This window comes from Bacillota bacterium, from assembly GCA_012518215.1.
Taxonomy (GTDB): domain Bacteria; phylum Bacillota; class Dethiobacteria; order DTU022; family PWGO01; genus JAAYSV01.
The window spans coordinates 16300-31926 of record JAAYSV010000003.1; the positions used below are offsets into that span (position 1 = coordinate 16300).

Here is a 15627-nt window from a genome sequence, read left to right on the forward strand (position 1 = left end):
GTCATTCCGAGCAAGCGGTCTTAACAAGAACGCTAACATAAAGCAACAGTGAAAAATGATGTAGAAATGATAACACTGGAGTAAAAGAATAGCGCCGCGAGGAATCTGACAGGTAATACACTGTCACATCACGTCGGCAGTCCCGTTTCGCTTCCTCGCCTTCACCGGCTATGGCAATCATTCACTCTATGTCGCTGTCGCCAACATATCGGTACGGGGAAAAGATAAAAGCCAGGAACCAGTTTATGCCGGCAGTGAGTGGTGTTCGAGGAGGGGATTCTTCGGTCGCGGTAAAAAAAGCCGCTCCCTCAGAATGACAGGTTGTGCTTCTTTCTTTATCCGGCAGTGGGTGAATTGACCGGGGGGTCTTTGGCCGCCTGCGGCGCCCTCCCCCATGTCATTCCGAGCAAGTGGTGTTTTGCACTACGCAGACGTTGTGTTCGGATAATGGTGTTGGCAGAAATGACGCTTTTTGCTGGCAAGGATAGCGCAGCGTGGAATCTCGGGCAATAGGGCGATGTTATGCTTGATGAATGCGATGTTGACTGTCGCATCAGTTTATTCCAGCGTGCAGGGCTTTTACGTTGTCATTCAGAGCAAGCGGTGTTTCGCATTACGCAGACGTTGTGTTCCGGGTAATGGTGTTGGCAGAAATGATGCTTTTTGATGGTAAGGATAGCGCAGCGTGGAATCTCGGGTAAAGGCAAACGCTGTGCCTGGCTTCAGTCGCCTGCGGCTCCCTTTGAATGACAGTACAACAATAGGAAAGGTTGTATTTTTCTATTGTCCCTTTTGTTCTCTCATTTTTCTGCCACCTTGATGTTTTATTCATTCAGGAGCTTGAAATTTTTCCGGTTGCTGTTGTACAGATTTTTGAACACGGCATAATTGCGATCATAGATCTCCTTGTTGCCGGAATCGGGATGAAATGTTCTGGTCACAGGGATATGTTTCTTGGCCTCTTCAAAGGAGGAGAACACTCCCAGGCCGACGGCAATCACCACCGCTGCACCGACTGTCCCCACATTCTGGGGGCTATCCACCGTCTCCACTTTCCGGCCCAGGACATCGGCAAGAATCTGGCAGGTGACATCTGACAGGGCGCCTCCGCCCACGAAACGGACTGTCGGTGATATCCTTATTTTTTTCTCCTGAGCTTCTAGCATCCAGGCCAGATGAAAACAGATGCCTTCCAGTACGGAGCGGATCAGTTCTGTTTTCCCCGTTTCCAGGCTGATGTTGAAGAACGTTCCACGTGCGTTGGGATCTTCAAAAGGACAGCGGTTGCCGTGCAACCACGGTGTGAAGACTACACCGCTGCTGCCGGCGGGGATACTGTCGACCACGTGGGAGAGATAATCATAAAGACTTTTGTATATCTGTTCTGCAGATTCATCGATCGTCTTTTTCTGGAGATAGATCCCGATCTCGTCCAGCGCCAGATGATCCTTCACCCACTCAAAACATTTACCGGCAGTCTCCAGTTCGGCAAAATAGTTGAATTTACCGTGCTGCGCTCCGACGATCGCGGCAATCATGGCAAAGGGATCGACAATGGATCTGTCAACAACCGTGGAGACCCATCCGGATGTACCCGCGTATATATGGGTGTCGCCGAGGGCAACGGAGCCGGCACCCACGCCGATCAGGGAGGCGTCACCGCCACCGCCGAAGACAGCCGTTCCGGGCAGGAGCCCCAGCTCGGCCGCCGCCTCCGCAGTCACTTCGCCGACCTTGTCGGTTGATTTTCTGATTTCTGCCAGATGGTTCATATTCACACCCAGCATCCTGCATATTTTTTCGCTCCACCCTTTTTTCCCTTCACGTATATTGTAAAGCAAGGAGGCGAAGGCGGAGTCCTCGGTCATGATGAACTGCCCCGTACAGCGGGCGATCAGATACTCTTTTACATCGAGCCACTTGTAGACTTTGCGGAAGATCTCGGGCTCGTTGTTTTCTACCCATTTGTATTTCCATACGGGATCCTTCACACTGGCCGAAACTGCGCCCGTTTCCCGTAGCGATTGGATCAATTTGAAGACGTTGACACCGGAAACCATCAGGCCATGCCCCAGCCCTTCCTGCAGTTCCTTTCTGGCACGTTGATCCATGTAGCTCATCAGTCGCCGGAGGGGCTTGCCATTCTGATCAACAAGAACCACCCCTTGCATCTGGGAACAGAAAGAGATACCGGCAATATCCCGGGGATCAATCCCGCTGCCGGTGAGGATGCCCCGTGTTGTCGTACACATCGCTTCCCACAATTCTTCCGGGTCCTGTTCGGCGCCCCCATCCTCCAGAATGAAGAGTTCATATGTGGAGTATTCCGAACTCAGCAATTCAATCTCATTACCGATCTCCAGCAGGGAAGTTTTGACCCCCGAAGTTCCTACATCGTAAGTGATAACACGGATGGGTTCCTGCAAAAATATCCCTCCTAACAATCAATTTGTGGAACCTTTGAAAGCTGCTTTGATAAAATTCATGAACTGTTCGAGCAAGAGGTCATCATCATCCAATATCTCTTCTCCCGCATATATCTCGAAACGTTTGCGGTAATATTCGCAGGAATAGGCAAACTGCAGCATTACAAAAAGGTTATCCAGAAAGAAAGCCAGGAATTGAGAGAGGATATCTTCCCGGACTACACCGGCTTCTTGCGCCTGCCCGATCAGAAAAGTATATACCTTGGCCGAGATGGACTCCATCTGGGAAGCAGCTTCCCAGGTGAGTTCTACATTGCTTTCCGAGGTCATCTCGTTGTAAAGGATGGTCAGATTCCGATGGGAGCGAGAGAAAGACTGGATCGTGCGCACGATCTTCTCGATTTTAACGAAGATGTCATCGTTGGAGATCAGAATATCATTCATCACTTTCTCCAGGGTATCGATCCCCAGATTCACGCAGGTCAGAAAAAGATCTTTCTTGGTATCAAAATACTTGTAGATGGATCCCACACTTATACCTGCTTCCGCGGCGATATCATTGATATTGGCGTTGTCAAAACCCTTGCAGGCAAATTCCCTGGCAGCCACATCGAGCAAGTTGTTGCGTTTTTCTTCAGAAATTCCTTCAAATGTTTTCTTGTGATATATTTTTCTCATACTGCCTCCATTTGCTTCGTCTACTTACTTCGATTTGCCAAAAGTGAGTGAATACTCACCTATTTTATACTTTATTATACATGAATATGTTTTGAAACACAATATGGACACAAATTAATTATCAGTTAATATCGGTTGATAATCCAAGGAATAGGGAGAAAAAAACACAAAAAGATGTCATTACATTTTGTTGACAAATGACGATTAATGCCATATAATTTTATTGGTAAGTGAGAGCTCACTCGCTTGCAGATTTCGGATCATCAATTTCTACGGGGGAGGAACGCAGATGGATCGAAGATTTGCCATATCGAAGTATCATGACGCTGCAGCAGTAACCAGACAGCTTGATGAACTGATCAGGAAACCGATCTATACCATCAAGCCGGAGGCATTGGAACGTTATGAACGAGAATATTATGGAAAGAAGTGCAAGAAATCCAAGGCTATAATTGACCAGGCCATTGATTATATTCCTGGCGGTGTTCAGCATAACCTGGCTTTCAACCATCCGTTTCCACTGGTTTTTACCAAAGCTGAAGGTCCTTACCTGTATGATATTGATGGCAACAAGTATTACGATTTTTTGCAGGCAGGAGGCCCCACCGTGCTCGGTTCCAACCCACCTGAAGTAAGGGAGAAGGTAATGGAGCTGCTCAACGAATGCGGACCTTCAACCGGCTTGTTTCATGAATATGAGTACAAATTGGCCCGTAAAATAGCGGAACTTTTCCCCGCGGTGGAGATGTTTCGCATGCTGAATTCCGGCTCCGAGAGCTGCATGGCTGCTCTCCGGATAGCGCGGCTGGCAACCAAAAAGAAACATATCCTGAAGATGGGCGGAGCCTACCACGGATGGAGTGACCAGCTTGCCTACGGTATTCGTGTCCCGGGCTCAAGATTCACCCAGGCGCCCGGTATCCCCCTGCATATCTTTGCTCTTACCCAGGAGTTTTTCCCCAATGACCTGGATGATCTGGAAAAAAAGCTGGAGATAAACAAGTACCGCGGCGGAACTGCAGCGGTGCTGATGGAACCGGTGGGGCCGGAGAGTGGCACCAGGCCCCTGGATTATGATTTCAACAAAGGGGTGGAGAAACTCTGTCGCAAACACGGCGCCCTGCTGATCTTCGACGAGGTGGTTACCGCTTTCAGAATCGGCCTTTCCGGAGCCCAGGGCTATTTCGGTGTCTCGCCGGACCTGACCATCTTCGGAAAAGTTGTTGCCGGGGGCTATCCGAGTGCCGGTGGTATCGGAGGCAAGAGGGAATACATGAAATACCTTGCCGCCGGGATCAAGGGCGGTGACAAACACAAGAAGGCACTCGTAGGTGGCACGTTGGCGGCCAACCCCCTGAGTTGCGTGGCCGGATACTACACCATCTGTGAAATGGAGCGGACCAACGCGGCGCAGAAAGCCGGTCAGATGGGCGACCGTCTCACCGAGGGGCTGCAGGAACTTATCAAAAAATATAATCTGCCTTTTGTGGCCTTCAACCAGGGGTCAATCGTTCATCTGGAAACGGTGGGAACGATGCATTTCACTATCAACATGATGAAACCATGGACCATACCCGGCGTTATCAAGGCTACTTCTGAACGAAAAACGGAGATGGAGCACATGGGGGCTGCCTACATGGCCGAGGGGCTGGTCACCCTTGCCGGCAGCAGGCTCTATACCAGTGCCGCATATGATGAAGAGATGATCGATGATGCGCTGACACGCTTTGACAGGGTCTTTGCCAATGTAGCCATGAAAGAAAAATAGGCTGACGAGGTGTAAAAATGAACTTGCGCGAAGCCAGAAAGATTGTCATTCATGCCGGCAAACAATTGCTCGAATCGGGGTTGATTGCCCGGACATGGGGTAATGTGAGCTGCCGTATCAGTGAGACCCAGTTTGTAATTACCCCCAGCGGAAGGGCGTATGAAACGTTGACGCCCGATGAGATAGTCCTTGTCAATATCGAAGATTGCAACTATGTGGGCGACCTGAAACCATCTTCCGAGAAAGGGATCCATGCGGAGGTGTACAAACGGCGGCACGATGTAAATTTTGTCATCCACACGCATCAGGCCAATGCTTCCATGGTCAGCCCGTTGCAGATAGGCATTGATGTCACCGACCCGGAAATGGCGGCGATAATTGGACCGCGGGTTCCCACCGCTGCATACGGGCTCCCCGGGACAAAAAAATTGGCGAAGGGTGTGGCCGAAGCGCTCATGCCGAACAGCCAGGCGGTCATCATGGCTTATCACGGAGCACTCTGCATGGGGCAGGATTACGAGGAAGCGTTTCGCGTAGCCTCCACGCTGGAAAAAGCCTGTGCCGATTTTGTCAAGGAACGTTACCTCGTTTTGAGCGGGGATGAGGTATTTGACGAGACGGCCTTGAGGGAACAATTCGTGGTTTCGGCGACAAACAATACTGCCACACCGGATGTTGCTCCACGGCACCTGTACAACAGTGTCCGCGAGGGAAATGTTTTCAACCTCTATCCGGAGGCGGATGCAAAGATCGGGTTTCCCGAGGATAAGAACAGCGGTATTGAAGTGGGGCTTTATGATACATGGTCACGGGAAGGTATCCCCGATGAGGCCGATCTGCATCGGCAGATCTACCTGAAAAACAAGGGGGCCACGGCTATCATCCATGCCATGTCACCGGACATCTTTACCGTTTCCCGTCTGAAAAAAACAATCTATCCCCTGCTGGATGATTTTGCCCAGATCGTCGGAGTCAGTGTTCCGGCACTCGTTTATGACCGGACGATAGAAGCGGCGGAAAGAATAGGCTGGCTGATGAAAGGGCGCAATGCCGTTTTGATTGAAAATAACGGTGCTCTGTGTTGCGGGCCAAGCAAGAGCGATGCCGCCGCAGTGGCCATGATCATGGAGAAGGGGTGCAGGACCATTATCGGCTCGAGCCTGTTTGGAAAGGTCAAGCCGATCAGCCCCCTTGAATCTCTCCTGATGCGGTTTGTCTATCTGACCAGATATTCAAAGAAAGCAGCGGAAAAATGATGATGGAGGCGATTATCAAAAAATAATATTGGAGACGGATTGCCTGGAACACGGGCATCGGAAGAAAAAACTATCGTGGAAGGTGTACAGGCAATGCAGGTCTTCTATTCAATCAGCCATGAAATATTCATGCCAGCACCATTCAACACAATTGTATGCGCTACCGGATACAGCATGGGAACCACAACAGAACTTGACATCATCCACGGACAGAATACAAGCAGCCAGGAATGAGCATCCTTCATAGCAACAGAATTCACACCGATAGAGCATGAGAACCAGACTGGACCGAGCAACATCAAAGCAGAATACGATTGACCGGAATCCGTCTCCTGTTTCACAGGGGCAGGCCAACCGGAAGGAACGGCCTGCCCCTGTCTATTCGGTGTAAGGGCAGATATTGTCAGAAACCCCCGATGGACCGGCGCAAATCTGACCCGGGCCGGGGTTCCGGTACAGAAAATATGCTTGGCGATGACGAAAGCCCAACTGTTGCCGTTTGTCAACAGTTGGGCTTCTATTTTCGAGTTGGGTGCAACTCTTCTTATTTTTTCGCGGCAGGGAACTCATCTATCAACCCCACGATATATCTGAGAATCGATATGGCATCGGCTACGGTCAGGGTTTCATTGCCTTCCACCCTGGCTCTGATCATGGCTTCCGGGCCATATTTTTCTTCTATATCGATCAGTTCCACTATATGCCTGAGAACGATGATGGCATCCTGAACCGATACATCACCGCTTCCCGTGATATCGCCGAATTCAAATTCGATTTCGATATAGGTGGCTGTAACTGTTAAATCTTCGGTTACATTCGTGAAATCCCTGTCCCATCCGGTGAAGTTGTAGCCCTCCCTTTCAGGAGCTTCCGGGGCGGTGGCATCGGCGCCATGATTCACCTCTTCTTCTTTGAGCACCGTTCCGTCATGATCGACGAAGGTAACAGTGTAGGTCTTGATAGTATAGGTGGCTGTAACCGTCAGATCATTGGTCACGTTCGTGAATGATTTATCCCACCCGGCGAAGTTGTAGCCCTCCCTCCCGGGAACTGCCGGGGCGGTGGCATCGGCGCCATGATTCACCTCTTCTTCTTTGAGCACCGTTCCGTCATGATCGACGAAGGTAACGGTGTAGGTGTGCGGTTCATATTGAGCAAAGATATATAGATCCGTGGTTACATTTGTGAATTCCCTGTCCCATCCGGTGAAGGTATGGCCAACCCTTTCCGGAGCCGGTGGGGCGGTGGCATCGGCGCCATGATCCACCTCTTCTTCCTTGATTATCGACCAATCATGATCGACGAATGAAACGGTGTAGGTTTTGATACTGTAGGTGGCTGTAACCGTCAGGTCGTTGGTCACGTTTGTGAATGATTTATCCCATCCGGCGAAGTTGTAGCCAACCCTTTCAGGGGCCGGCGGGGCGGTGGCACTGCCGCCTTGTCGCACGGTTTCCGTCTTGAGCACCGTTCCGTCATGATCGACGAAGGTAACGGTATGGGACTGATAACATGTGATGATGAATAGTACCGTTGTCCGGTTGCCATGTGTATCCCTGGCTGCAAGATAGATTTCATGAATACCGGGGAGGTTGGCTTCCCAGCGAAGCTCTCCGCTGTTATCGCCGAATTCTTCCAGCAGAAGGCCATGGTCGAGCAGGCTGCTTGTAACCTCCATCTCTATATCATCGCCGTCGGGATCGCTTACCTCGTAAGGAATAACCACCTCATCGCCGATAGCCACATCGTCGATATGAGTCTCGTATTCATCCGGCTCCAGAAATTCGGGAGCGCTGTTTTCTTCGCTCAGAGAAATCGTGAAGTCATGGCCGCTGCTTTCTCTTTCCAGGCCGCTGACCGGGTCTTTCAGCGAGATGGTTACCCCGTAATCACCGGGAGCCAGCTCATCGGTTTTCCAGAAGAAATAGTAAGCACCGGGGTTGTAGATGCAGCCTTCCATTTCCGCGCCGTCTTCGAGCATTTCACCGCCCACCTTTTCGATGGACACCGCCGCTTCCAGGCCGCTGTGATTGGCGTAAACAGCAATGTCAACAGGGATGCCGGGCGGGTGTTCTCCGCCCGAGGCGGGGGTTGTCTGGAGATGAACGATTTCCGGTGCCGTGCGCTCCTCCCCGTAAATCACTTTCAGAGCGATATTCTTGCAGGGAGCTGCAGGATCATTGGTTTGTATCTCCAGGACCGTTTCCAGATCTGTCTCCGGAGGCTCGTCGGGCAGTGATAGCGGGATAGTTGCCAGAGTCTCCTGGCCGTCGTAGAGATTTATCTCTTCTGCCGGGGTGAGGGCCCAGTCTGCTTCCGAGTCAATTTCCACGGTGAGCAACCCGGTCCCGCTGTTTTTGATCAGAAAACGGGCGGTGGCTTCGGTCTCGCCGGGGGGCACTTCAACCTCGATGTCCGCATCATCCATCTCCAGAACGGGCAGAGACACGAACCCATCGATTGCAAATACCGCGGATGAGACAGCTTCCGTGAAGTGCAATTCATTGCTGACCCTGACCTTGAAACGGTAATTATCACCGGCAGGGAAGGCACCGGCATAAAGGGTGTGTGAATATGTTCCGGGGCCATCGTGGGGGATATCCGCCTCGATGACCTGCCAGTTTTCGTCATCATCGCTGACGAAGATGGTGGAATACAGTGTGCCGTTTCCCGTCGCTTCCCAGGTCAGATCGAATTCCCCCGAGAGCGGACCGGATTCAGGGGCGATCAATGTTACCCCCGGGTAATCATCCGAATACTCATAGCGAACGGGATCAACAAGGATGTCGGACCATGAATAAAGTAGCTTTCCTATCTCAATGGCTGCTTTCTCGGGATGGTCGGGCAGGCCCAGCGAAAATGAAGAGGTTCCGGCGGGGATCGCCACGGATTGCAGCATGTTCTCGGCAGCGCTGCTGCCGATGAAGCCCCTTTCCAGTATATTCCCGTCTCCATCGAGGAGGTGAACGGCGTATTCGGCGTTTGAACGTTCGACACCAAAATTGGCCTTGCCCCTGTAGGGGAAGACCGGGTCCAGAAAGATTTCTGTTTCACCGGAATCGGTATCGATTATTTCACCCGACACAAGCAGCAGATCCTTCTCCTCGTCTTCCTCCCCTTCCATGGTTGAGATCCCATGGGAATGCACAACGGATCCCAGTTCAACGGGCGAGGGTGCGAAGGAAGTGCGTTCGGTGGTTGCGTAGGCGAGCATGGCGTTGTATTCTTCGGTGGTTGGCCAGGGCAGAGCCGCATGGTCGTACATGATGGCTTCATACAGCGGTTCAAAATACTCATATCTGCCATTGTCCATATATTCGCAGTTGTTTATGGGCCTGTGTCTGTAACCGTTTGCCGAGGCGGGCCGCCACCCTTTCCTGAAGTCGTGCCATACCTCATCGGAGGGATATACATCAACAAAGCCCAGAGTATGAATGAATTCATGGATTAGCGTGTGATGCTTATCTTTCCCTTCGATGGCACCGGGATCAAGAAGGACTGCGCCTTTCACACCATCCATGGAAAGCCCCGCTGCGCCCATGAAGCCCGGGGGAACAATACCCACCATGAGGTCGCACACACTTGACATCTTCTGTATCCTTTCCAATTGGCGGAATATCTTGCTCAGATATAACCCCTGGGTAAAGTGATAGAAGTTTCTCGTAATTGGCAAGGAGAGTTCGACAATACTGTAGTCCAGGTGTACGGGGAAGACCTCGCGGGCATATTCCATCTGCTCGCGGATCACGTGTGGTTTATGAGCATTTCCCCAGGTTGTGGCCCATTCATTGTTATCACTCCAGGCTCCAACGCGCAGAGGCACAAAAATAAAGTTGAAGCTGTTCTTCCTGGGTACATGAATGTCCCGTGTCGGTGCAGGGTCGGTGATGGTTCCGAGTACCAGCGGGTTGCCGCGGTCTCCTGCATCCGGGCTCTTGGTTACCGCCCTGATACCGATTTTGTGATTCTCCAGGAGTGATGGGCTTATCTCCAGATACAGACGGTGCCTCCCCGAACGGATTTCGGCGTTGGAATACTCTTCCGAGAATGATGACGATTTGCTTCTGGCGATAACCCTGTCGGGATCGTCGATATCATAAACTTCGATTCCAACATTCTTCAGCTTGAAATCGGAATTCTGGAAGGAGCCGCTTCGCACGCTGATCTTCGGCGACAGATACAGGGGGGCTGCCCCTCTGCCATCGACAATATTGGCAGGGTTATCAATGGTCTGGGTGAGGTTCCATTCCAGATCCACGGGTGGGAAGGCTGTCATGATAAGGGATTCCGTCTTGCCGCTGTTGCCGAAAGTTATGATTGCTTTCCCTTCACTGTCTGTGGAGACTGATCTATTGAATAACCCCAGGAGACCTCCCCAGAAGACCAGCTGCTTGCCTTGCACGGGATTGCCTTCGGGATCCTGCATATGGACGGTAAGCGTGCCGTCGAATTCGCTCAAATGGGGAAAGGTGTAGTTTTGGTCGCCAATCACATTGTTCCTGAGCCTGGCATAAACAGCCTCTGAAGGTGCGGTGCAGCGATAGGAATCATCGGTATAATCCGTCACCAGGCCCCCCCCGAATTCGGGGGAGAGCTCCACAATGCCCGAATCATCACTTGTCTTCCATTCGGTCAGGTAGTATACGCGGTCAAAAGAGCCAAAAGCGTAGGCAATGCGGGTTTTCAAATTTGCACGCGGAACTCTTTCACCGGAGTCCTCATCCGATACAGTGGTCAGCTTGAGGCGGATGCTGCCGTAGAAGGGGTAGGTGATTCCTTCCCAGGTCCAGCCTGTTCCAACCACCAACTGCCGCACTACTTCTTCCCCGATCACGCTGCCACCATCATTGCCGAACTCAACCCTGGTCATTCCGTGGTCGATGTAGCAGAGCTCCAGTTGATAACCATAACCAAAACTCCAGGTCCAGTCCGGACTATTATTGTCTTTGTAGTGGTGGTCAAAATTTATAAGACTGCCAGATATTTTGATTTCAAGATCTCCGACAAACTGGAAGGGGCCTGTTTCGACAACATCGGTTATGCTGAAAATATTATGAAGATTGTCTGCGGAGAGATCGATCAGATTCCCGTCGAGATACATTTTTATCGGGCTACCGGGATCGGGCGACACCATGAACGGATATCCGGTATTGATTTGCACGGCAAAACCCAGCTCGCCGGCATCGGGTACGTATCCCTGCCCGGGGGGATAAGTTCCATAGGACCGTTTGGTTTGCGGAAGTGTGTATGTAGTGCCTATATGCCAGCCATTTTCGATGCTGGCTATTCTACGGCTGCCCCCTTCGCTTGCCAAAACCGTGCCACTGACCTCACCATCTTCCAGAAGGGGGAATGGGGGCGATTCCTCCATATTTTCCAGGCCGGTTTCCGGATAGGGGAATTCCACTTCCCCCGCCGACACGCCATCAAAATGATATGCACCGATCACATGTTCGACCGGAAAACCGGCAAACAACAATCCCAGAATCAGTATGGCAATGATTTTTTTTCTCATGGCTGCAAAAACCTCCGTTAAATGAATTTTGCAAAAGTTTTGCTGTCTTGGATATCTTCAAATAATTTTAAGTCAGTCCTGTAAAAATAACATCACCCTTTGGGGTGATTTTTGATCCATGAAGGAGGCAAGTTTGAATCATTGTCTCTATTTTTCCCTGGAAAACTTCCGAATCTTCAATATGTAAAAACAATCGAACTATTCCAATTTCATAAATACATTCTGGAGGGGAAGATATCGATCGATAACAACCGGCCCGCCCTGCTGCCCCCTGGATTCTTTACGCTGCATGAAGAATGTGTTATAGTAAAATATGGGATTTCAAGATCTTATCATGAAGGGAGGTTTCGAGTTGCAGAGCAGAAAGAAAATAATGGTGTTGGCCCTGCTGATGGTTCTGGCGCTCACGCTATTTGCCCTGCTTTGTTGCGGGTGTTCCCCGGCAGAGGAACCTGACGGAGGCCCGGGCAGTGGCGATGCCTCCCCGGCGGGTGATGAAAAAAAGGACGAGGAAGAAGACGATGAGGCGGTGAGCCTTACCTACCTGGGACATGCAACCTTTGTTCTGGAAAACGAGGATGGGAAGGTGCTTATCGACCCCTACAATCCCCAGTTTGGCACTTACGGGCGCATAGATATGGAAGCCGATGTGGTGACCATCTCGCATGAACATGATGATCATAATTATGCGGCGGGTGGCGGTGACGATGCCGTGGTTTTGCGAGGACTTACCTCGGGCGGCGATTGGAACGAGGTTGAATATCATCTCGGGGAGACCCGTATCTACAATGTCGGCGGGACCCTGCACGGCCGGGGTCTGGGCAGAAACAGCATCTTCGTCTTTGACACACCCTCATTGCGTCTTGTACATCTGGGCGACCTCGGGCATCTGCTTACCGATGACCAGATCAACTTCATCGGCAACGTCGATGTATTGATGATTCCGGTGGACGGATATTACACGATTCCGCGGCGGGAAATCATCGAATTGATCACCCGGATATCACCATCCGTGGTCATTCCCATTCATTACCTCACCGTCGATAATGAAGATTCCAATCTTGCGACACTGGATGATTTCCTCTCCGAGGAAATCCCCTATTCCGTAAAGAAAAAGGGCAGCACGCTTACATTGTCAGCCATGCAATTGCCCGGTCGGACCGAGGTCTGGACGATGGATTATACCAGACCCCGAGGTGCAGATTGAACAAGGAAACGTATTGCATGGGGGTACCGCCTGCTGGCAGGGCCCCCATCGATTTGATTGGCCCCCAACGTAAATATCTGTTCGAGGCAGGCGCGGGAACTTGAAGCATGAAGCAGTTGTTTGCCATCTGCGGGAAGAACGCGGGTTGCAACGAAAGGTAAATTATCTGCTGGACATGGTCGCAACAAAAAAGAGGGGACGGATTCCTGCTTGACTGCCATTTTCCCTTTTCTTCAGGGCTGATCTGGAACCCGTCCCCGTGGTTCAATCTTTCTTTTGTTTTTTTATCCGCCTCTGTGCGCCGTTAACAGGGTCTATCTCATAGTCTTTCCAGTAAATCAGTTCCGAAATGGGAACGATCGTATAACCGTTCCTGGTATAGAACTCGATGATTTCAGGGAGGGCGGCCGGCGTGTGCAGCCCATCATTATGGAAAAGGATGATGGCGCCATTCTGCGGGTTGGAGGTGACCCTCTCGATAATTGCTTCCTTGTTAAGGTTTCTCCAGTCCAGGGAGTCGATACTCCACTGCACGGGGATATAGCCAAGCGAGGTAACAGTTTTGATCACGTTGCTGTTGTATTCCCCAAAAGGAGGGCGGAACAATTTGGGTCGTTTTCCGGTAAGCTTGTGGATCATCTCATCCACCTTTTCCATCTCTTCCTTGATCTGCTGGCTGCTAAGCTGGTTCATGTGCGGATGTGTCGCGGTATGATTGCCAATCTCATGGCCCTCTTCCGCTATCTGCTTGACGCGATCGGGATATGCTTTTATCCATATACCGGTAACAAAAAAGGTCGATTTGAGATCATGTTCCCTGAGTATTTCCAGGATTTTGGGGGTGCGTTCCGCCCCCCAACTGGCGTCGAAGGAGATGGCGATTTTCTTCTCCGGTGTCTCCACGTAATAGATGGGCAGATGGTTTTCTTCGGGCTGAAACACCGGGGCAAGCTTTTTGTGTACACCGAAAAAATAGGGTAGGCTGATCAGAAGCCCCACAATCACGATCCCTATCGCTATTTTTACCCACTTTGACCGTAGATTGATAATAACCGTAAACACGGAATATCACCCCATGTAGAGATATATTCCGCGATTACGGTCTTTATGCTTGCTTGATGAATACAGTTTCCCTGGGGCATTTGGAAGCAGCGGAAGGCAGGGTTTTCTCTAATGCAAGGCACGGTAAAGGGAATGCAGCAAAACCCGGTCGGGGTCGTGGCTCAGCTCCCAGATCATGGCTCCGGCCAGCCCCCGGGATTTTATATAGTCGGCCTTGTGTCCTATCGATTCTTCATCCTCGTAACTGATGAAGGTTGTGCCGTTGTAGATCCAGGGCACCCTGGACTGCGGATGGAAGTGGCGCTGATAGCCCGGAGCGTTGAGAAAATTGTCGGAGATGCTCTTGTAACTGATGTAAACCCCTTCCGTGAAATTTTGGTAAAGGCCGTTGTTGGCATCTGTTACGGTCCGGTAACGGTAGCCGTAAAAGGGAATTCCCAGCACCAGTTTGTGCAGGGGGAAACCGGCATTTTGCCAGGCCTTGACTGCCTCGTCAGCACTCCATTTATTCTGGGGAGAAGGATCGGTGTTGCTGTACAGGGGGGCGTTGAAATCGGTGTAGCTATCCCAGTGGGCGTGGATGTCGTAGGTCATGATCTGGGCATAGTCAAGATATCTGTGCAGTATACCCGGTTCCGTATTCTTCACGTACCAGCTGCCGGATCCTCCGGCGATGGTCAGCAGGTATTCCCGCCCGTCAACGGCACTGCGGGCATCAAACGTTTCCCGTATTTTCTTCAACAGCAGGGTAAAATTCTGTTTATCCGATGCACGGGTTATATTCCCGGGCAGCCCGCCGGTGACCGGGTATTCCCAATCCAGGTCCAGGCCGTCAAATCCGTATTGCAGAATGAATTGCAGACAACTATCGGCGAATGCCGTCCTTGATGAATCGGTCAGTGCGGCATCGGAGAAGCGTCCTGACCAGGTCCAGCCTCCCACCGAGATAAGCGTTTTGAGATGGGGGTGCCTGCGTTTCAACTCATCCAGTTTTTTGAAATTGGCGATATCAACATCCGCATCCCCGAGGGCTATTTTCAGGTCGCTGCCGATATTGGCGAATGCATAGTTGAGATGGGTCAGCTTCGAAGCATCCACCCGGTCGGGTAAAAATCCCTGGTAGGCACCCCAGGAGGGATAATAGCCGACCATTTTGTAGGAACCGTTACCGGTACAGGTGGAGGGGGCCGGTTTTACCTCCGGGGCTGGTTTTGCTTCAGGGGCCGGTTTTTCTTCCGGGGTTGGTTTTTCTCCCGGGGTGGGGTCGGGCGCGGGTGCGCTGGCAGCAACGGTTTTTTCTCCGGGGGCGGCATCGGTTTTCGGCGAAGGATTGTCCTGCATCGGGGGGAGAGTTCTTTTTCCGGCTGTCCTCAAGGTGACCGCTGGCGAAGGCGGCGAGACATTTCCAGCCCGGTCGGCCGTCCTGACCTCGAATAGATAACTGGTGGAGGGGGATAACTTTCCGGCCGTGTATGTAACGGCATCGGTCTCCCCTGCGAGCTGCCCATCGATATAGATCAGATACCTGGCTGCCTCGTATTTCCCCCCGGTAGCTTCCCAGCACAGGGTCGCCTCCGTGTCTGTAAAGGAATCAACCTGAAAATTTTCCGGCGGAACGGGGAGGGGGGTCCCGGTGCAGACGGTGCCGATAAAGGAGATCAGGGTGACGAAGATGATGAGAAGAAAAATGGTTCTTTCGTGACCTGTCCATTCTG

9 protein-coding genes are annotated in these 15627 nt (G+C 51.4%); 4 read left to right on the forward strand and 5 right to left on the reverse strand.

Annotated elements, in window-relative coordinates:
- Positions 1 to 824: 824 nt before the first annotated feature.
- Both GX364_00105 and GX364_00110 read right to left on the reverse strand, forming a co-directional pair.
- Positions 825 to 2426 (reverse strand): carbohydrate kinase, encoded by a 1602-nt coding sequence (locus tag GX364_00105; GenBank protein ID NLI69255.1) that lies wholly within the window; start codon positions 2424 to 2426, stop codon positions 825 to 827.
- 18 nt (positions 2427 to 2444) lie between these two features.
- Positions 2445 to 3104, reverse strand: coding sequence for a TetR/AcrR family transcriptional regulator (locus GX364_00110; protein NLI69256.1), 660 nt, complete (start codon positions 3102 to 3104; stop codon positions 2445 to 2447).
- Positions 3105 to 3393: 289 nt separating this feature from the next.
- Here GX364_00110 and GX364_00115 point away from each other — a divergent pair, with 289 nt between their 5' ends.
- The 3 genes from GX364_00115 to GX364_00125 are packed head-to-tail and all read left to right on the forward strand — an operon-like array spanning position 3394 to position 6362.
- The gene (locus GX364_00115; protein NLI69257.1) at positions 3394 to 4872 is read left to right on the forward strand and encodes an aminotransferase class III-fold pyridoxal phosphate-dependent enzyme; all 1479 of its coding nucleotides are present in this window, start codon (positions 3394 to 3396) and stop codon (positions 4870 to 4872) included.
- Between the two features lie 17 nt (positions 4873 to 4889).
- Positions 4890 to 6128: a class II aldolase/adducin family protein gene (locus GX364_00120; protein ID NLI69258.1), complete on the forward strand. Its 1239-nt coding sequence runs from the start codon at positions 4890 to 4892 to the stop codon at positions 6126 to 6128.
- A 39-nt stretch (positions 6129 to 6167) separates the two neighbouring features.
- Positions 6168 to 6362, forward strand: a complete 195-nt coding sequence (locus GX364_00125) for a hypothetical protein (GenBank protein NLI69259.1) — start codon at positions 6168 to 6170, stop codon at positions 6360 to 6362.
- A gap of 310 nt (positions 6363 to 6672) precedes the next feature.
- Here the strand turns inward: GX364_00125 and GX364_00130 are convergent, their stop codons facing one another.
- On the reverse strand, positions 6673 to 11643 hold the full coding sequence (locus GX364_00130) for a hypothetical protein (protein ID NLI69260.1): 4971 nt from the start codon (positions 11641 to 11643) through the stop codon (positions 6673 to 6675).
- A 352-nt stretch (positions 11644 to 11995) separates the two neighbouring features.
- Here GX364_00130 and GX364_00135 point away from each other — a divergent pair, with 352 nt between their 5' ends.
- Entirely contained in the window at positions 11996 to 12850 is an 855-nt protein-coding gene (locus GX364_00135; GenBank protein ID NLI69261.1) for an MBL fold metallo-hydrolase, read from the forward strand.
- Between the two features lie 264 nt (positions 12851 to 13114).
- Here GX364_00135 and GX364_00140 read toward each other — a convergent pair whose 3' ends face one another.
- Together GX364_00140 and GX364_00145 are read right to left on the reverse strand one after the other, a co-directional pair.
- Positions 13115 to 13912, reverse strand: a complete 798-nt coding sequence (locus tag GX364_00140) for a polysaccharide deacetylase family protein (protein ID NLI69262.1) — start codon at positions 13910 to 13912, stop codon at positions 13115 to 13117.
- 108 nt (positions 13913 to 14020) lie between these two features.
- Positions 14021 to 15064, reverse strand: a complete 1044-nt coding sequence (locus GX364_00145; GenBank protein ID NLI69263.1) for a glycoside hydrolase family 18 protein — start codon at positions 15062 to 15064, stop codon at positions 14021 to 14023.
- Positions 15065 to 15627: the final 563 nt, after the last annotated feature.

Excerpts from the sequence above, each read along its gene's own strand:
- GX364_00130 (NLI69260.1), bottom strand. The coding sequence starts at position 11,643 with ATGAGAAAAAAAATCATTGCCATACTGATTCTGGGATTGTTGTTTGCC.
- GX364_00115 (NLI69257.1), top strand. The coding sequence starts at position 3,394 with ATGGATCGAAGATTTGCCATATCGAAGTATCATGACGCTGCAGCAGTA.
- GX364_00145 (NLI69263.1), bottom strand. The coding sequence starts at position 15,064 with ATGGTCGGCTATTATCCCTCCTGGGGTGCCTACCAGGGATTTTTACCC.
- GX364_00120 (NLI69258.1), top strand. The coding sequence starts at position 4,890 with ATGAACTTGCGCGAAGCCAGAAAGATTGTCATTCATGCCGGCAAACAA.
- GX364_00110 (NLI69256.1), bottom strand. The coding sequence starts at position 3,104 with ATGAGAAAAATATATCACAAGAAAACATTTGAAGGAATTTCTGAAGAA.